This window comes from Winogradskyella psychrotolerans, from assembly GCF_018860545.1.
GTDB lineage: Bacteria > Bacteroidota > Bacteroidia > Flavobacteriales > Flavobacteriaceae > Winogradskyella > Winogradskyella psychrotolerans_A.
In genome coordinates, this window is the sequence record NZ_JAHKPN010000026.1 from 21,890 (window position 1) to 39,347 (window position 17,458).

The window sequence follows — 17,458 nt, forward strand, 5'->3', positions numbered from 1 at the left end:
AACGCAACATTTAGCGTAACTTTGCACTTTCAAAAAAAGAACTGTGAACCGAGCCTAATAAAAAAAGGAGTAATAATTATAGGGGTATATTAAGGGCGAACACATTTCACCTTTTATAAACAATAAGAAATAGAAATGAATTACGTAGAAAATATATTAGGTACCATAGGTAATACACCATTAGTTAAAATGAATAAACTAGTGGAAGACTTACCTTGTTTAGTACTCGCTAAATACGAAACATTTAACCCAGGGAATTCTGTTAAAGACCGCATGGCTTTGCAGATGATTGAAGATGCGGAAGCCGATGGACGCTTAAAACCAGGAGGAACTATTATTGAAGGTACTTCAGGAAATACAGGAATGGGATTGGCATTAGCAGCTATTGTAAAAGGTTACAAATGTATTTTTGTGATGGCAGACAAGCAATCTAAGGAAAAGGTTGATATTATGCGTGCCGTTGGAGCAGAAGTTATTGTCTGTCCAACAGATGTAGAACCTACAGATCCAAGAAGTTATTATTCAGTGTCTAAACGTTTAGGCGAAGAAACACCAAACTCTTGGTATGTTAATCAATATGACAACCCAAGTAATACCAAAGCACATTACGAAAGTACTGGTCCTGAAATCTGGGAACAAACTGATGGTAAGATAACGCATTTTGTAGTTGGTGTGGGAACTGGAGGAACTATCTCTGGAGTTGGTAAATACCTAAAAGAACAAAATCCTAATATTAAAGTTTGGGGAGTGGATACCTACGGTTCGGTATTTAAAAAATACCATGAAACAGGAATTTTTGATGAGAACGAAATCTACCCTTATGTAACCGAAGGTATCGGTGAAGATATTCTTCCAAAAAATGTTGACTTTAGTTTAATCGATGGTTTTACGAAAGTAACAGATAAAGATGCCTGTGTGTATACACAACGTTTGGCCAAAGAAGAAGGCATGTTTTTAGGAAACTCTGCAGGTTCTGCAATAAAAGGAGTGTTGCAATTAAAGGAACATTTTAAACCAGACGATGTGGTTGTGGTTTTATTTCATGATCATGGGAGTCGTTATGTGGGTAAAATGTTTAATGACGATTGGATGCGTGAAAAGGGCTATATAGATTAAGTTATGACTTGTCATTTCTGCAAAGGCAGGAATCTATTTTATTAAAGTAAAAATCCTGATGTTATGATCAGGATTTTTTTTGTTTAACTAGTACTGTTATTACAAGGTGAGAAAGATTTATGTACTCAAAGCTTTTAGGTTTCGTTCATCATTGATTCTGGTTATGCAAATTTAATTTCAAGATGTAATCTTAGGATGTCGATTGGTGTCGTATAAATTAATTGCCATTCATTTGTGTAAGATGCTGTTAATCAGTTCGTAAGTTTTGTTTTATTAGGATTATTGTGTTTTCAGTAGATTCTTACAAAGAAAATGTCAATAATTTAGTATATATTCGCTAAATGGTAGATTTTACCGATTAGTTGCGTTTGCCCTATCCTAACTTAACTGAACTTAGCATGATTGTAGAGCAATTATCTCTAAAAAATGAAACGTGGTATAATAGTATAACCACTATTAAGGTTGTGCCTAACCTAATCTTATTGTTTGTATCTCCTAAATTTAAAGACAAAGCAAATCTGGTTAATCAATTATTAGAAACGTATCCTAATGCACAACTTTTAGGGTGTTCTACCGCTGGTGAAATATCTGGAAATTCGGTTGCTGACGAATCTGTATCATTAACGGCAATTACATTTGAAAAAGCACAACATAGACTAGAGAAAGTTGATATAGATGATAGCAATAAAAGCTTTACTACAGGTGTTAGTTTAGCTCAAAAATTAAATACAGATAATCTAAAGCATATTCTATTGTTTAGCGACGGGCTTAATGTTAATGGATCTGAATTGGTGTCTGGCATAAGAAGCGTACTGCCAGAGATTGGAGTTACGGGCTGTTTAGCCGCAGATGGTCTCGATTTTAATGAAACATTTGTTATCGCTAATCGACTTATTTCTGATAAAATTGTCGTTGGTTTAGGATTATATGGCAACGATTTAAAAGTGGGTTACAGTTCTAAAAGTGGTTGGGAAGGCTTTGGGATTGAGCGTTTGGTAACCAAATCAGATCATAATATACTCTACGAACTAGATGGCTTGCCAGCACTACAAGTGTATAAATCGTTTTTGGGTGATATTGTATCACAAGAATCTAGTGCCACGTTGCGTTTTCCGCTAAGCATTAGAGTTGACGAAACTGATGAACCGGTGATTAGAACAGTTGTTAATATAGACGAAGCGCAGCAAAGTTTAACCTTTACTGATAGAATACCAAAAGACGCCTTAGTGCGCTTAATGAATTCTAATGTAGATAAATTAATTGAAGGCGCAAAGTGTTCGGCTACCGAGGCCTCTAAGGAAATTCAGGAAAAAGGTGAATTAGCCATTTTAATAAGTTGTGCAGGCAGACGGAAAATGCTTAAGCAACTAGCAGAAGAGGAGGTTGATGTCGTAAGAGAAATTATAGGAGAAAAACCAAAAATTACTGGGGTTTACTCCTATGGAGAAATAGGACCATTTAGAGAATTTGCACCATGTAAATTTCACAATCAAACCATAACCATTACATTATTTTCGGAATGTTAAACAAAAATCAACATAGGCTATTAAAGAGGCAAATCGCTAAAGCGGGTTTTGACGATGCAGATATTGAAAAATTTAAAGACTTTTTCAATGCTGTTGACGATGCTTATAAAGGCTATGATGAAGATATTAAGTATACTGAAATTATCTTAGAAGAAAGTTCTAAAGAACTTTATAAAGCGAACCAGTCTTTAAAATCGGAAGTGGATAGAGCTGAATCTGAAATAAATATCATCGTAGATACTATTGAAGGTGTCATTTTTAAAACCGATTTAAGTGGTAACTTTAAATATTTAAATAAAGCTTGTAAAGACTTATTAGGGATTTCGGCTGAAGAAGCCATTAATAAAAATTATAGAGAGTTTTTAGTTGGTATTAATAAGGATGAGAATTTAAGACTTCAAAACTTTTTCTCTGAACACCATGATGATTTTGTAACCTTATTAAAATTCTTTAAATCTACTGGCGAAAAAGTATGGGTTCAAGTACGTTTAGTATTAACCTATGATAATGATGGCATTGCTAATGGCACCATTGGTACAATGACAGACGTTACCCAATTAAAAGAAACTGAGATTGAATTAAATCACGCAAATAAAACTAAAGACGAATTTTTATCTACAATGTCTCATGAAATCAGAACACCGTTAAATGCTGTAATTGGTATGTCTGATATCTTGTTAATGGAAAAGTTCTTGCCAGAACAATTAGAAAACCTTCAAGTATTAAAATATTCTAGTGAGCATTTATTAGCTTTAATTAACGACTTGTTAAATCTCAACAAATTTAAATCTAATGAAGTTAAATTAGTTGAAACTGATTTTAATCTTTCAGAATTAATTCAAAATATTCAGCTACATTTTAAACATACGGCTATTAACAATAACCTAAGTTTTGAAACCATATTAGATAGCAGTATTCCAGCAGTTTTAAAAGGAGATAGCTTAAAATTATCTCAAGTATTAAAAAACTTACTGAGCAATGCGTTTAAATTCACACATGAAGGAGGCATTGTATTTAAGATTGAATTATTAAATATTAACAAAGAAGCAACCTCAATTAGATTTAGCGTAAAAGATTCTGGTATTGGAGTGTCTTACGATAAACAAAAAGATATTTTTAAAAGTTTTGTGCAAGCTAGTGCCAACACGTCTCAGTTATATGGTGGATCAGGACTTGGATTGTATATCAGTAAAGAATTATTAAGTATTCAGGCAACAAGTCTTCAGTTAGAAAGTAAAGAAGGAGAAGGATCATATTTTTGGTTTGATATTACGCTTAAAAATTCAGATAATGTCAATGTTTTAAAACAAAGTCAAATAGCAAAAACGAATCCGATTGCTTTAAATGTACTCGTTGCAGAAGATAATAATATAAATGCTTTAGTACTAAAAAAGTTATTTAATAAGTGGGAAATCAACTACGAGATAGCAAAAAATGGGCAAGAATTATTAGATATATATCATCATAAAGATTTTGATCTCATTTTAATGGATTTACAAATGCCAATATTAAATGGATATGATACCGCAAGAGTTATTAGAAAAATGGTTGATATCGGTAAATCTACAATCCCTATTATTGCATTAACAGCTTTTTCTAAATCAGAAGTTCAAGACAAAACAAAACGTTATAAAATGAACGGGTATCTTAGTAAACCATTCAACGTTAATGAACTACATGAGTTGTTGAGTTTTTACAGTGTTAAAAAACAGGAAGTAGGATAGCGGCTATAATCTAAGATTTTAGTATTTTAGAGGATGCAAGAAGAGTTCCTTCACTACATCTGGAAACATAAAGCCTTCGATTCGTCTGTGTTAAAAACTACAAATGATGAACCGATTAGTATTATCAATTTAGGGCAACACAATCACAATTCTGGTCCAGATTTCTTCAACTCGCAATTAAGTATCGCTAACCAGCTTTGGGCTGGTAATTTAGAAATTCATATAAAATCATCGGATTGGTATGTGCATAATCATGAAGTTGATAAAGCATACGACAATGTCATTCTTCATGTGGTTTGGGAGCACGATACCGAAATTTTTAGAAAAGATAATTCAGAGATTCCAACACTAGAACTAAAACACTACGTGGATATAAACTTAATCCATCAGTATCAAAAATTGATGCAATCTAAATCTTGGATTAATTGTGAATCCGATTTTAATAGTATTGCTGATTTTCTATTTAATAATTGGTTAGAACGTTTGTTTATAGAACGTTTAGAACAAAAGTCTGAAGCTATCAGCCAATTTTTAAAATATTCTAATAACGATTGGGAGGCTGTACTTTTTAAAATGCTATTAAAAAACTTCGGTCTCAAAGTCAATGGTGCTCCGTTTTTAAGTTTGGCAAATTCTTTTGATTTCTCAATAATAAGAAAATTACAAAATGATGTTTTAAACTTAGAAGCCTTGTTTTTTGGACAATCAGGTTTGTTAGAAGAAAATACAATTGAAGATATTTATGTAGAGGACCTAAAGCAACGATATGTTTTTTTAAAACAAAAGTTTAACTTAGATAATAGTGCTGTATTACCTCTACAGTTTTTTAGATTACGACCACCAAATTTTCCAACCATACGCTTATCGCAGTTTGCGAATTTGTATGCTTTAGAACAAAATTTGTTTTCAAAAGTAATGCAGTTACATACACGTGATGAATTTTATGAATTTTTCAACAAAGGAGTAACCCAGTTTTGGATGACGCATTATACCTTCGCAAAATCTTCAAAAAAAGCTCAGAAAATAATGACTAAGGCGTTTATAGATTTATTAATCATTAATACGCTTATCCCTTTAAAATTTAGTTATGCGAAATCACAAGGAACATCTGTTGAGGATATCATTTTTCAACTTATAAAAGAAATAAAAATAGAGACTAATAGCGTAGTTTCTAAATTTCAAGATTTAAAGAAAATTGATACACATGCATTAAATTCTCAAGCTTTATTGCAGCTAAAGCAACAGTATTGTGATAAAAATAGATGTTTACAATGTGCTATTGGCAATAGCTTAATCGTGAAAAATTAACTAACTTGCGGTATGAAACATCCATAACTAGGTTGGGACACTTATTGCTATCAGTATATGGATGTAGCATGTGGCCTTTAAAATACAATAAACAAACTCATGAATAGATCTTACAATCTACTATTATACTTTCAAAAACGAGGTTATTACGTTTGTCAACGTATAGCAGATCGTTTGGGTATTAGAGCCAAAATTGTAAGAACTTCTTTTATGTATCTCACCTTTGTTACCGTTGGTTTTGGTTTTGCATTATATGTATTCCTAGCCTTTTGGATGCGAATTAAGGATATTGTGTATACCAAACGGTCTTCGGTCTTCGATTTATAATTTTAGAGTAGCACCATGGATAATCCGTTTTTAAGACTTTACAGGTCTAAGATTTACACAGCGATAATGATGTTGTTTTTATTGCTTTGTATTGGTGTCTTTGGGTATAGGTTCATTTCAGGATATCAGTGGTTAGATGCTGTTTATATGACTGTAATTACGGTGACCACAGTTGGTTTTGCTGAAGTAATTCCGTTAGATCCACAATCAAAAATCTTTACTATTTTTTTAATTTTAGCTAGTGTCGTAATTGTTGGTTATGCTATTACTATCATAACCGATTATATTCTCAGTAGAAATAATTTTGAAGATATAAAACAACGTAAAATGCAAAAGAAAATAGATGCTATGACAAATCATATTATCATATGTGGGTATGGTCGTAATGGTAAGCAAGCAGCAAAGAAATTATTAGCTTATGATAAACCTTTTGTTATTGTAGAACGCAATAAGGAAGTCATTGAAAAGTTTGAAGATAATGACATGTCATTTGTATTAGGAAACGCTAACGAAGATGAAGTGCTTATAACAGCAGGTATTAACAATGCTAGTACTTTAATTTGTGCTCTGCCAAACGATGCAGACAATTTATTTGTGGTGTTATCTGCGAGACAAATTAATCCTAATTTAACAATTATAAGTAGGGCTTCTGAGGAAACTTCTTATGATAAGTTAAAACTTGCAGGAGCAAATAACGTAATTTTACCAGATAGAATAGGTGGTGATCATATGGCATCCTTAGTGGTGATTCCAGACCTAGTTGAATTTATAGATAACCTAGGTATCGTTGGCGAACGCAATATTAATATTGAGGAAGTAAATGTAGAGTTACTTTACAATACGCAAGAAGCTAAAACGATAAGAGACTTAGATTTACGGAAGAAATCGGGCTGTACGGTTATAGGCTTCAAAGACGATAAAGGAGAATATGTTGTGAATCCAGAAGCTGATACAAGGCTAATTCCTGGGTCAAAAATTATCGTGTTAGGACGACCAGAACAGATTATGAAATTAAATTCTATGTATAAAATTGAATAGTCTAAACATTGATTTTATGAGCCGATACTTTATTGGCTCATTTTTTTTTTGCATCTTGTCAACTTTAAAAATTATAATTAAACCAAAAAACTAACTAACAACACTAACTTATGAAGAAATATCTTCTATCAATTTTTGCAATAGTATTACCGCTTATAAACTATGCACAAGAAACAACTTCCGAAAAAATTGATGTCATTTTTAAGGATTATACAGGTTGGTTTGTGGATGCAATTTTTTATGAAATTCCATTTTCGGAAACGTATAAAATTCCTTGGGTACTTATTGTATTAATTGGAGGTGCCTTATTTTTTACTATTTATTTTAAATTTATCAATGTTACTGGTTTTAGAATGGCTATTAGAGTTGTTAAAGGTCAGTATGAAGATATTGAGAAACATGGAGCAGATACCTTATATGGTGATAGTACACCAAATGAAGGTGAAAATATAATTGAAACAATTAAAGATGATAGTGCTGACGGAGAAGTGTCACACTTTCAGGCTTTAACAGCAGCTTTGTCTGCAACTGTAGGATTAGGTAATATCGCGGGTGTAGCTGTAGCCTTATCTATTGGTGGTCCTGGTGCTACATTTTGGATGATTGTGGCAGGTTTACTTGGTATGGCTTCAAAATTTGCAGAATGTACATTGGGTGTAAAATATAGAGATGTTGGAGAAGACGGTACCGTTTATGGTGGTCCAATGTACTACTTAACCAAAGGTTTAAGAGCCAAAGGTATGGGTGGTTTTGGTAAAGTATTGGCCGTTTTGTTTGCCATATTTGTAATAGGTGGATCTTTTGGAGGTGGAAATATGTTTCAAGCCAACCAAGCCGCTGCTCAGTTTGTTAAGTTATTTGAATTAGATCCTGCATCAAATGCAGGTATGTATTTTGGCCTAGTTATGGCCGCACTTGTTGCTGTTGTAATTATAGGAGGTATAAAGCGTATTGCTAAGGTGACTGAGAAAGTAGTACCTTTTATGGCAGGTATATATGTATTGGCAGCACTGATAATTTTAGGTGCTAATTTTACCTTAATTGATGATGCTTTTGCATTGATTTTTGAAGGAGCGTTTTCAGGATTAGGAATCGCAGGTGGACTTGTTGGTGTAATGATTCAAGGTATTAGAAGAGGGGCATTTTCTAACGAAGCAGGTGTTGGTTCAGCGGCAATTGCGCACTCTGCGGTACGTACTAAATATCCAGCATCTGAAGGAATTGTGGCGCTTTTAGAACCGTTTGTAGATACTGTTGTAATCTGTACAATGACAGCTTTAGTTATTGTGATCACTAATTTTGATGGTCAATTTATGGAATATGGTGTTGAAATAACAGAAGGTGTTGAACTTACGGCTATAGCTTTTGATTCTGTAATTCCGCATTTCTCAATTATATTAACAATTGCAGTTATATTATTTGCGTTTTCAACGATGATCTCTTGGTCTTACTATGGTATGCAAGGTTGGGTCTTTTTATTCGGAAAAGGTAAAGTCTCAGACTTAGCTTATAAAGTATTATTCTTATTCTTTGTGGTAGTTGGTGCATCTATTAGTTTGGGTGCTGTAATTAATTTCTCTGATGCTATGATTTTTGCTATGGTTGTGCCAAACATTATTGGTGTTATTATACTATCGCCTATCATTAAAAAGGAATTGAATAAATACTACAAAGCTATCAATGTAAAGAAAGATGCGATTGAAGATGGCGCAGAAGATTTAAATGAAATTCTATAAATAAACATAAATTAATATGAAATCCCATTTCCAGTTTTCTAATAAACAACGGAGTGGGATTTTTTTATTGGTGGCAATTGTAGTGGTTCTACAATGTGTGTATTGGTTTGCTCCAAATGTTTTTACAATTTCAAATGATGATATTACTAAAAATCAAAATCAATTAGACGCTTTTAAAAAAGAATTGGATTCACTTCGCTTAGTTGAAATAGAAAGCAGAACACCAAAAATCTATCCATTTAATCCTAATTATATTACAGATTATAAAGGTTACACTTTAGGAATGACAACTGAAGAAATTGATAGGCTTCATAAATTTAGAGCATCAAATCAATGGGTCAATTCTGCCAAGCAGTTTCAGGAGGTGACTAAAGTTTCGGATTCATTTTTAGAAGCAGTTTCTTTATATTTCAAGTTTCCAGAATGGGTAACTAATCCAAAACCGAAGTCTCAAGGGTTTTCAAATTCCTATGCTAGCACTAAAGAACCAAAATCATTTGATCAAAAAATAGATTTAAATACAGCCTCAGCAGTACAACTAAGAAAAGTATATGGTGTAGGTGAAAAACTGTCTGAACGTATTATTGCTTATCGTGATAAATTTAATGGTGGTTTTGTTTCAGATATAGAACTTTCTGAAGTTTGGGGACTGTCTCCAGAGGTTATTGAGCGTATTCAAAATGACTTCACGGTTAAAACACCAAGAGCAATAAAAACCTTTAACCTTAACACGGCAACCAGAGACGAATTAGTCACAATTCAATATATAGATTATGAAATAGCACACCATATTATTGAAGAACGAACTTTAAGAGATGGCTTTAATTCTGTTGAAGAATTAACAAAAGTCGAGGATTTTCCAATCAAAAAATTCGATATAATTAAGTTATATTTGCATCTTAAATAAACACTAACTTATGTCTAATTTATATTTCACAGAAGAGCACAATTTGTTCAGGGAAAGTCTCAGAAGCTTCTTACAAAAGGAAGTCGTGCCACATATTGATAAATGGGAAGAAACGGGTCAAATAGAACGTTTCATCTGGAAGAAATTTGGAGATATGGGCTACTTCGGTTTGGCAACACCTGAAGCTTATGGTGGGTTAGACTTAGATTTATTTTATACCGTAATTTTTCTAGAAGAAATGCAGCGCATTAACTCTGGTGGTTTTGCAGCGGCAATGTGGGCACATGCCTATTTAGCTATGACACACCTTAATAAAGAAGGGAGTCATGAGCAAAAAGAAAAATATCTTACACCGAGCGCATTGGGAGATGCTATAGGTTGTCTTTGCATTACGGAGCCTTTTGGTGGAAGTGATGTTGCAGGTATGCGCACCACAGCCGTTAAAAAAGGTGATACCTATGTGATTAACGGCTCTAAAACTTTTATTACCAATGGTATTTACAGCGATTATTTAGTCGTTGCCGCTAAAACAAGTCCTGAATTAGGAAACAAAGGCATAAGTATTTTTGTTATGGACAGAGACACCCCAGGTATTTCTGCAACTAAATTAGATAAATTGGGTTGGAGAGCTTCCGATACTGGTGAAATTGCTTTTGATAATGTAGTGATTCCTGCTTCTAATTTAATGGGAAAAGAGGATCTAGGCTTTCCTTATATCATGCAGCATTTTGCACTAGAACGTTTAATTATGGGTATTAATTCACATGCAAGAGCGGAATATGCACTAGAGTATGCAAAAGAATATATGTCTGAAAGAACAGCTTTTGGTCGCACTATAGATAAATTTCAAGCGTTAAGGCACACCTATGCGGATTGCGAAACTCAAATGGAAATTTGTAAGCAATTTAACTATTACGTTGCAAAACGTTTGGATATGGGAGATTATGTTGTAAAGGAAGCAACAATGTCTAAATTACAGTCAACGAAAATGGCAGATGATGTGATTTATCAGTGTCTTCAATTTTTAGGTGGTTACGGTTACATGGAAGACTATCCATTAGCAAGAATGGCAAGAGATAGCCGATTAGGTCCAATTGGTGGCGGAACCTCAGAGATATTAAAAGAAATAATTGCTAAGATGGTAATTGATAAGAAAGACTATAAACCTGCAACTTAGAGAAAGCTGTAATGGTTTAGTAAAATTATATAATTTAAAATCCTGCTAATCGGCAGGATTTTTTTTTGCTCTTATTCAATATTAGTTGAAGTTAATAGTTATATTTAGAATTCATCAAACAAGCATCATGTCGCTAAAATCGTTTTCAGATTATTTATTATTAGAAAAATCCTATTCTAAGCATACGGTATTAGCTTATACTCGCGATATTGAAAATTTTCAAGACTTCTTAAGTAAACATCATAATTCCGTAACTGTAGCCGAAGTTGGTTATTCTGAGATTAGACAATGGATTGTAACGCTTGTAGATCGTAAAATTTCTAACAGAACTATCAATAGAAAAGTATCGTCGCTTAATACTTATTATAAATTTTTACTCAAAACTGAAGATATTGATGCTAATCCTTTAAAAAAGCACAAAGCTTTAAAAGTAGGGAAGAAGGTGCAATTGCCGTTTTCGGAACGAGAATTAAAGTTAGTTTTAGACGATGCTATTGGTATAGAAGATTTTGAAGGTGCTAGAAATCATTTAATTATTGAATTGTTTTACGCTACCGGAATTCGACGTATAGAACTTGTAAACATAAAGTTGTCTGATATCGATATAGGCAACAATCAATTAAAAGTAATAGGCAAACGTAATAAAGAGCGATATGTTCCTTTGATAGATTCTATAAGTAAATCTTTAAAACACTATTTAAGATATAGAAGTGAATTAAATAATATTGAAGATAAAACGTTTTTGTTTTTAACTAAAAAAGGTCTTAAAATTTACGAAAAGCTTGTTTACAGAATAATAAATAAGTATTTTAGTATGGCATCTACGAAAGCAAAATGCAGCCCTCATGTATTAAGACACTCGTTTGCAACGCACTTATTAAACCAAGGTGCTGATTTAAATGCAATAAAAGAACTTCTTGGGCATACTAGTTTAGCAGCAACTCAAGTGTATACACACAACAGTATAGCCGAATTAAAAAAAGTGCACTCCAAAGCGCATCCAAGAAATCAACGTTAAGCCTAGCTTAACTTTTAAAATTTAGGGATAGATTAAATGACCTACCCCATTATGTTTAACTTAAAAGAAACTAAATGAAAGTAAACACACAATCCGTTAATTTCACAGCTGATAGCAAACTTATTGAGTTCATTCAGAGACGAATGGATAAATTAGATATGTTTTATGATAAAATTATTCAGTCCGATGTATATTTAAAAGTAGAAAATACAAGTGATAAAGAAAATAAAATTTTCGAAGCTAAAGTGAGTGTACCAGGCGATAGCTTTATAGTGAAGAAACAATGCAAATCCTTTGAAGAAGGTGCTGACGTTGCAATTGCGTCGTTAGAACGACAAATAAAAAGACGAAAAGAAAAATTAAGATCACATATTTGAAATTTTTTTCAAAAAATGTTTTGATTAAATAAATAATATCTTACATTTGCAGTCCGTTAGAAATAGCGGGCTTTTTTATGGTTAGTTTTTTAGCTTAAAAAAGTAAGAAAAAGCCGATGTAGCTCAGCTGGCTAGAGCAGCTGATTTGTAATCAGCAGGTCGTGGGTTCGAGTCCCTCTATCGGCTCTTTTAGAAGTTGTTTTTAGATTTTAAAAAGGACGGATAAAATTGAAATATTGAATTTAAAATTTTGGGGAGATACTCAAGCGGCCAACGAGGGCAGACTGTAAATCTGCTGACTAAGTCTTCATAGGTTCGAATCCTATTCTCCCCACAAAATTTTTTACGATTAGTTAGTAAAAGTTGTATCTTTGCAAAGCTAAAAGTTAAAAATTAGTGAGATGACTTAGGTAGTGCGCTTGGCGAGCTAACTAAATTTGAAATTTTGAAACCATTAATTAAGTAAGATTAATTAAGAAATGCGAGAGTAGCTCAGTTGGTAGAGCGTCAGCCTTCCAAGCTGAATGTCGCCGGTTCGAACCCGGTCTCTCGCTCTAAAATTTGCGAATTAAGACGCGTGATTTTCACTTCGTAAATCTATACAATCGGTAGTCGTAAATGAAATGCCGGTGTAGCTCAGGGGTAGAGCGTTTCCTTGGTAAGGAAGAGGTCACGAGTTCAATTCTCGTCATTGGCTCTTTTTTCTAAGATACATTTTAGAATAATAATTGAACACTAATAATATAATTAAGATTAAAATAAATTAAACATGGCAAAGGCAACTTTTGATCGTTCAAAACCACACTTAAACATTGGTACTATTGGACACGTAGATCACGGTAAAACAACTTTAACTGCTGCTATTACTAAAGTATTAGCTGATGCAGGTTTATCTGAAGCGAGAGATTTCGATCAAATCGATAACGCACCAGAAGAAAAAGAAAGAGGTATAACAATTAATACTTCTCACGTAGAATATGCAACTGCTAATCGTCACTACGCTCACGTTGACTGTCCAGGTCACGCGGATTACGTAAAGAACATGGTTACAGGTGCTGCTCAAATGGATGGTGCTATCTTAGTTGTTGCTGCAACAGATGGTCCAATGCCACAAACTCGTGAGCACATCCTTTTAGGGCGTCAGGTAGGTATTCCAAGTATCGTTGTATTCATGAATAAAGTGGATATGGTTGATGATGAAGAGTTACTTGAATTAGTTGAAATGGAAATTAGAGATTTATTGTCTTTCTACGAATATGATGGTGATAATGGACCTGTAATTGCTGGATCTGCTTTAGGTGCTTTAAATGGTGAGCAAAAATGGGTTGACACTGTTATGGAATTAATGGATGCTGTTGATGATTGGATTAAGGAGCCTGTTCGTGATATGGATAAGCCATTCTTAATGCCTATTGAAGATGTATTCTCTATTACAGGTCGTGGTACTGTTGCAACTGGTCGTATTGAAACTGGTGTAGCTAACACAGGAGATCCTGTTGAGATTATTGGTATGGGAGCTGAGAAATTAACTTCTACTATTACTGGTATCGAAATGTTCCGTCAAATCTTAGATAGAGGTGAAGCTGGTGATAACGCTGGTATCTTATTAAGAGGTATTGAGAAGTCTCAAATCTCAAGAGGTATGGTAATCGTTAAGCCTGGTTCTGTAACACCACACTCTAAATTCAAAGCAGAGGTTTATATCCTTAAAAAAGAAGAAGGTGGACGTCACACTCCATTCCATAATAACTACCGTCCACAGTTCTACGTTCGTACAACTGACGTAACTGGAAACATTGCGCTTCCTGATGGAGTTGAAATGGTAATGCCTGGTGATAACTTAACAATTACTGTTGACTTAATTAACACAATTGCAATGAACGTAGGTTTACGTTTCGCTATCCGTGAAGGTGGTAGAACAGTTGGTGCAGGTCAGGTAACTGAGATTTTAGACTAAGCTATATAATTAAAATAATTAATTAAGGTGTCTCGATATTTCGGGACGCCTTGATTATTGTTTACAGGTTTTACTCTTCCGATTATTATAATTGGATGTATAGAGTAAATTCTAGATACGGGTTTAGCTCAGTTGGTAGAGCACTGGTCTCCAAAACCAGGTGTCGTGAGTTCGAGTCTCTCAACCCGTGCAAATAAAATAAACGGATTATTTTTCTTAATCCTAATAAAAGTAATAATCAAATGGCAGGATTAATAACATATATAAAAGAATCGTTTGGAGAGTTAAAGAATAATGTGTCATGGACACCATGGCCAGAGGCTCAAAAATTAACAGTGATTGTTGCTGTGTTTTCAATTATATTTTCTTTAGCTATTTGGGGAGTGGATACTGTTTTTAGTAGAGCAGTAAGAGCTTACTTTGATATGATACACTAACAATTATACAAGAAGAAGAGATTATGTCTGATAAAAAATGGTATGTTGTTAGAGCGGTAAGCGGTCAAGAAAATAAAATTAAAGCTTATATCGAGAATGAAATTTCAAGATTAGGTTTAGAAGATTTCGTAGATCAAGTATTAGTTCCAACCGAAAAAGTAATTCAAATCCGTAACGGAAAAAAAATTAACAAGGAGAAAGTATATTTTCCTGGTTATATAATGGTTCAAGCCAATTTAAGTGGTGAGATCCCTCACATCATTAAATCGATTACAAATGTAATTGGGTTTCTTGGTGAAACAAAAGGTGGTGATCCTGTACCACTAAGACAATCTGAAGTTAACAGAATGTTAGGTAAAGTAGATGAGTTGAGCGTAGAGGCAGATGCTAATGTTGCGATTCCGTTTACAAAAGGTGAAACTGTTAAAGTTATCGATGGTCCATTCAATGGTTTTGATGGTACAATTGAGAAGATTAATGAAGAAAAGCGTAAGCTTGAGGTGATGGTAAAGATTTTTGGAAGAAAAACACCATTAGAGTTAAGTTATATGCAAGTAGAAAAAGTATAATAATTGTTACATAAAGAGCGTGTTATCTATGCTTCCAATATAGGTAATCGTAATAAACATTAAGAAATGGCAAAAGAAATAGACAAAGTAGTTAAGCTACAAGTTCGGGGAGGTGCTGCGAATCCATCGCCACCGGTAGGACCCGCTTTAGGTGCCGCTGGAGTTAATATCATGGAGTTCTGTAAGCAGTTTAATGCTAGAACACAAGATAAAGCAGGTAAAGTTTTACCTGTGGCAATATCAGTTTACAAAGACAAATCATTTGACTTTGTAATCAAAACGCCACCAGCAGCAGTACAATTATTAGAAGCGGCCAAAGTAAAGAAAGGATCAGGAGAACCAAACCGACGTAAAGTAGCAAAAGTGACTTGGGATCAAGTTAAAGCAATTGCAGAAGACAAAATGGTAGATTTAAATGCCTTTGAAATCGGATCAGCTATGAAAATGGTTGCCGGTACTGCAAGATCTATGGGTATCACTGTTAAAGGAGGAGAAGCTCCAAACTAAATTTTTAGAAATGGCAAGATTAACAAAGAAGCAAAAAGAAGCAAGAGCAAAGGTTGATAATAACAAAACTTACTCTATAGAAGAAGCTTCAGCTTTACTAAAAGAAATTACGTACACAAAATTTGATGCTTCTATCGATTTAGCAATCAGATTAGGTGTAGACCCACGTAAAGCCAATCAAATGGTCCGTGGTGTTGTTTCATTACCACACGGTACAGGTAAAGATATGAAGGTTCTTGCGCTTGTAACTCCAGATAAAGAAGCAGAGGCTAAAGAAGCAGGTGCTGATTATGTTGGGTTAGATGAATACTTACAGAAAATAAAAGAAGGTTGGACAGATGTTGACGTTATCGTTACTATGCCAAGCATTATGGGTAAGTTAGGACCATTAGGTAGAGTATTAGGACCAAGAGGTCTTATGCCAAATCCTAAGACTGGTACAGTAACTATGGATGTAGCTAAAGCAGTTGCAGAAGTAAAAGCTGGTAAGATAGATTTTAAAGTAGATAAAACAGGTATAGTACATGCACCTATTGGGAAAGCATCGTTTTCTACCGATAAAATTGTTGGGAATGCTCAAGAATTATTATCTACAATCATGAAGTTAAAACCAACTGCGTCAAAAGGAACTTATGTAAAGAGCATTTATATGTCTAGTACAATGAGTCCAAGTATATCAGTTGATACAAAAATAGGATAGTAGTTAAACTTAGAATATTATGACAAGAGAAGAAAAATCCCAAGTAATTGAAGAGTTGACTGCTCAATTAGCAGATAATACAAATATCTATTTAACTGATATTTCTGGATTAGATGCAGTAGCAACTTCAAACTTAAGAAGAGCCTGTTTTAAAGCTAATATAAAATTAGCGGTTGTAAAGAATACACTTTTAGAGAAAGCAATGGAAGCATCGGATAGAGAATTCGGTGACTTACCTACAACTTTAAAAGGCAATACATCAGTAATGTATTCTGAAACAGGAAATGGACCAGCTAAAGTAATTAAAGAATTCCGTAAAAAATCTGAAAAGCCTTTATTGAAAGGTGCTTTCATTGAGGAGTCTGTTTACATTGGTGACGATTTATTAGATGCATTAGTAGACATCAAGTCAAGAGAAGAACTTATTGGTGAAATTGTAGGTTTACTACAGTCTCCTGCTAAGAACGTTATCTCAGCACTTAAATCTAGTGGTGGAAAAATCGCAGGTATCGTTAAAACATTATCCGAAAGAGAAGGATAATACTAGTATTACACAATAGAAAATTATATTATAACACACATTATTAAACAATAGAAAAATGGCAGATTTAAAAGATTTCGCAGAACAATTAGTTAACTTAACAGTAAAAGAAGTTAACGAATTAGCAACAATATTAAAAGATGAGTACGGTATCGAGCCTGCTGCTGCTGCAGTAGCTATGGCAGGTCCAGCTGCAGGTGGTGGAGAAGCTGCTGAAGAGCAAACTGAATTTGATGTTATTTTAAAAGCGGCAGGTGGTTCTAAACTAGCTGTAGTAAAATTAGTTAAAGAATTAACTGGTTTAGGTTTAAAAGAAGCTAAAGGTTTAGTTGATGATGCACCAAGTGCAATCAAAGAAGGTGTTTCTAAAGATGAAGCAGAAGCTTTAAAATCTCAATTAGAAGACGCTGGAGCTGAGGTTGAGCTTAAATAAGCTTACTCATTCAACAATACAAGGTTTAGGTCTAGAGTCGTACTCTAAGACCTAAACCCT

The 17,458-nt window shown here is 33.8% G+C and carries 18 protein-coding genes and 5 tRNA genes; all 23 read left to right on the top strand.

The genetic code is table 11. The features are described from left to right. Positions 1 to 135: 135 nt before the first annotated feature. The 23 genes from KO515_RS09545 to rplL all read left to right on the top strand — a co-directional run bounded on the left by KO515_RS09545 (position 136) and on the right by rplL (position 17,398). Entirely contained in the window at positions 136 to 1,116 is a 981-nt protein-coding gene (locus KO515_RS09545; RefSeq protein ID WP_215936142.1) for a PLP-dependent cysteine synthase family protein, read from the top strand. Between the two features lie 398 nt (positions 1,117 to 1,514). Continuing rightward, positions 1,515 to 2,642: an FIST signal transduction protein gene (locus KO515_RS09550; RefSeq protein ID WP_215936143.1), complete on the top strand. Its 1,128-nt coding sequence runs from the start codon at positions 1,515 to 1,517 to the stop codon at positions 2,640 to 2,642. After that, positions 2,636 to 4,366 (top strand): PAS domain-containing hybrid sensor histidine kinase/response regulator, encoded by a 1,731-nt coding sequence (locus KO515_RS09555; protein WP_215936144.1) that lies wholly within the window; start codon positions 2,636 to 2,638, stop codon positions 4,364 to 4,366. The genes KO515_RS09550 and KO515_RS09555 overlap by 7 nt, the downstream gene beginning before the upstream one ends. 33 nt (positions 4,367 to 4,399) lie before the next feature. Next, positions 4,400 to 5,674 carry a DUF2851 family protein gene (locus KO515_RS09560; RefSeq protein ID WP_215936145.1) on the top strand — a complete coding sequence of 425 codons (1,275 nt, stop codon included), beginning with the start codon at positions 4,400 to 4,402 and terminating at the stop codon, positions 5,672 to 5,674. Between the two features lie 99 nt (positions 5,675 to 5,773). Further along, entirely contained in the window at positions 5,774 to 6,001 is a 228-nt protein-coding gene (locus tag KO515_RS09565) for a PspC domain-containing protein (protein ID WP_215936146.1), read from the top strand. A gap of 15 nt (positions 6,002 to 6,016) precedes the next feature. Continuing rightward, a complete protein-coding gene (locus KO515_RS09570) occupies positions 6,017 to 7,039 on the top strand; it encodes a potassium channel family protein (RefSeq protein ID WP_215936147.1) in 1,023 nt (340 codons plus the stop codon). A 110-nt stretch (positions 7,040 to 7,149) separates the two neighbouring features. Next, positions 7,150 to 8,775, top strand: a complete 1,626-nt coding sequence (locus tag KO515_RS09575) for an alanine/glycine:cation symporter family protein (RefSeq protein WP_215936148.1) — start codon at positions 7,150 to 7,152, stop codon at positions 8,773 to 8,775. A gap of 16 nt (positions 8,776 to 8,791) precedes the next feature. After that, positions 8,792 to 9,682, top strand: a complete 891-nt coding sequence (locus KO515_RS09580; protein ID WP_215936149.1) for a ComEA family DNA-binding protein — start codon at positions 8,792 to 8,794, stop codon at positions 9,680 to 9,682. Between the two features lie 10 nt (positions 9,683 to 9,692). Further along, the gene (locus KO515_RS09585) at positions 9,693 to 10,859 is read left to right on the top strand and encodes an acyl-CoA dehydrogenase family protein (protein WP_215936150.1); all 1,167 of its coding nucleotides are present in this window, start codon (positions 9,693 to 9,695) and stop codon (positions 10,857 to 10,859) included. Positions 10,860 to 10,986: 127 nt separating this feature from the next. Then, the gene (locus KO515_RS09590) at positions 10,987 to 11,877 is read left to right on the top strand and encodes a tyrosine-type recombinase/integrase (protein WP_215936151.1); all 891 of its coding nucleotides are present in this window, start codon (positions 10,987 to 10,989) and stop codon (positions 11,875 to 11,877) included. A gap of 74 nt (positions 11,878 to 11,951) precedes the next feature. Next, the gene (gene hpf, locus KO515_RS09595) at positions 11,952 to 12,254 is read left to right on the top strand and encodes a ribosome hibernation-promoting factor, HPF/YfiA family (protein WP_215936152.1); all 303 of its coding nucleotides are present in this window, start codon (positions 11,952 to 11,954) and stop codon (positions 12,252 to 12,254) included. A 112-nt stretch (positions 12,255 to 12,366) separates the two neighbouring features. Beyond that, a tRNA-Thr gene (locus KO515_RS09600) sits at positions 12,367 to 12,440 on the top strand. 66 nt (positions 12,441 to 12,506) lie between these two features. Next, positions 12,507 to 12,588, top strand: a tRNA-Tyr gene (locus KO515_RS09605). A 147-nt stretch (positions 12,589 to 12,735) separates the two neighbouring features. After that, positions 12,736 to 12,808: transfer RNA gene (locus tag KO515_RS09610), tRNA-Gly, on the top strand. Positions 12,809 to 12,879: 71 nt separating this feature from the next. Continuing rightward, positions 12,880 to 12,951, top strand: a tRNA-Thr gene (locus KO515_RS09615). Between the two features lie 72 nt (positions 12,952 to 13,023). Next, positions 13,024 to 14,211 (top strand): elongation factor Tu, encoded by a 1,188-nt coding sequence (tuf, locus tag KO515_RS09620; RefSeq protein ID WP_215936153.1) that lies wholly within the window; start codon positions 13,024 to 13,026, stop codon positions 14,209 to 14,211. A 117-nt stretch (positions 14,212 to 14,328) separates the two neighbouring features. Next, positions 14,329 to 14,401 (top strand) — tRNA-Trp (locus KO515_RS09625). A 52-nt stretch (positions 14,402 to 14,453) separates the two neighbouring features. Then, on the top strand, positions 14,454 to 14,648 hold the full coding sequence (secE, locus tag KO515_RS09630) for a preprotein translocase subunit SecE (RefSeq protein ID WP_215936154.1): 195 nt from the start codon (positions 14,454 to 14,456) through the stop codon (positions 14,646 to 14,648). A 23-nt stretch (positions 14,649 to 14,671) separates the two neighbouring features. Further along, the gene (gene nusG / locus KO515_RS09635; RefSeq protein ID WP_215936155.1) at positions 14,672 to 15,217 is read left to right on the top strand and encodes a transcription termination/antitermination protein NusG; all 546 of its coding nucleotides are present in this window, start codon (positions 14,672 to 14,674) and stop codon (positions 15,215 to 15,217) included. Between the two features lie 66 nt (positions 15,218 to 15,283). Then, the gene (rplK, locus tag KO515_RS09640) at positions 15,284 to 15,724 is read left to right on the top strand and encodes a 50S ribosomal protein L11 (RefSeq protein WP_178984582.1); all 441 of its coding nucleotides are present in this window, start codon (positions 15,284 to 15,286) and stop codon (positions 15,722 to 15,724) included. A 10-nt stretch (positions 15,725 to 15,734) separates the two neighbouring features. Further along, on the top strand, positions 15,735 to 16,424 hold the full coding sequence (rplA, locus tag KO515_RS09645; protein ID WP_215936156.1) for a 50S ribosomal protein L1: 690 nt from the start codon (positions 15,735 to 15,737) through the stop codon (positions 16,422 to 16,424). A 19-nt stretch (positions 16,425 to 16,443) separates the two neighbouring features. Then, positions 16,444 to 16,965, top strand: coding sequence for a 50S ribosomal protein L10 (gene rplJ, locus KO515_RS09650; protein ID WP_092469063.1), 522 nt, complete (start codon positions 16,444 to 16,446; stop codon positions 16,963 to 16,965). 58 nt (positions 16,966 to 17,023) lie between these two features. Further along, positions 17,024 to 17,398 (top strand): 50S ribosomal protein L7/L12, encoded by a 375-nt coding sequence (gene rplL / locus KO515_RS09655; RefSeq protein WP_215936157.1) that lies wholly within the window; start codon positions 17,024 to 17,026, stop codon positions 17,396 to 17,398. The last annotated feature ends 60 nt before the right edge of the window (positions 17,399 to 17,458 follow it).

Excerpts from the sequence above, each read along its gene's own strand:
- KO515_RS09545 (WP_215936142.1), top strand. The coding sequence starts at position 136 with ATGAATTACGTAGAAAATATATTAGGTACCATAGGTAATACACCATTA.
- KO515_RS09550 (WP_215936143.1), top strand. The coding sequence starts at position 1,515 with ATGATTGTAGAGCAATTATCTCTAAAAAATGAAACGTGGTATAATAGT.
- KO515_RS09555 (WP_215936144.1), top strand. The coding sequence starts at position 2,636 with ATGTTAAACAAAAATCAACATAGGCTATTAAAGAGGCAAATCGCTAAA.
- KO515_RS09560 (WP_215936145.1), top strand. The coding sequence starts at position 4,400 with ATGCAAGAAGAGTTCCTTCACTACATCTGGAAACATAAAGCCTTCGAT.
- KO515_RS09565 (WP_215936146.1), top strand. The coding sequence starts at position 5,774 with ATGAATAGATCTTACAATCTACTATTATACTTTCAAAAACGAGGTTAT.
- KO515_RS09570 (WP_215936147.1), top strand. The coding sequence starts at position 6,017 with ATGGATAATCCGTTTTTAAGACTTTACAGGTCTAAGATTTACACAGCG.
- KO515_RS09575 (WP_215936148.1), top strand. The coding sequence starts at position 7,150 with ATGAAGAAATATCTTCTATCAATTTTTGCAATAGTATTACCGCTTATA.
- KO515_RS09580 (WP_215936149.1), top strand. The coding sequence starts at position 8,792 with ATGAAATCCCATTTCCAGTTTTCTAATAAACAACGGAGTGGGATTTTT.
- KO515_RS09585 (WP_215936150.1), top strand. The coding sequence starts at position 9,693 with ATGTCTAATTTATATTTCACAGAAGAGCACAATTTGTTCAGGGAAAGT.
- KO515_RS09590 (WP_215936151.1), top strand. The coding sequence starts at position 10,987 with ATGTCGCTAAAATCGTTTTCAGATTATTTATTATTAGAAAAATCCTAT.
- hpf (WP_215936152.1), top strand. The coding sequence starts at position 11,952 with ATGAAAGTAAACACACAATCCGTTAATTTCACAGCTGATAGCAAACTT.
- tuf (WP_215936153.1), top strand. The coding sequence starts at position 13,024 with ATGGCAAAGGCAACTTTTGATCGTTCAAAACCACACTTAAACATTGGT.
- secE (WP_215936154.1), top strand. The coding sequence starts at position 14,454 with ATGGCAGGATTAATAACATATATAAAAGAATCGTTTGGAGAGTTAAAG.
- nusG (WP_215936155.1), top strand. The coding sequence starts at position 14,672 with ATGTCTGATAAAAAATGGTATGTTGTTAGAGCGGTAAGCGGTCAAGAA.
- rplK (WP_178984582.1), top strand. The coding sequence starts at position 15,284 with ATGGCAAAAGAAATAGACAAAGTAGTTAAGCTACAAGTTCGGGGAGGT.
- rplA (WP_215936156.1), top strand. The coding sequence starts at position 15,735 with ATGGCAAGATTAACAAAGAAGCAAAAAGAAGCAAGAGCAAAGGTTGAT.
- rplJ (WP_092469063.1), top strand. The coding sequence starts at position 16,444 with ATGACAAGAGAAGAAAAATCCCAAGTAATTGAAGAGTTGACTGCTCAA.
- rplL (WP_215936157.1), top strand. The coding sequence starts at position 17,024 with ATGGCAGATTTAAAAGATTTCGCAGAACAATTAGTTAACTTAACAGTA.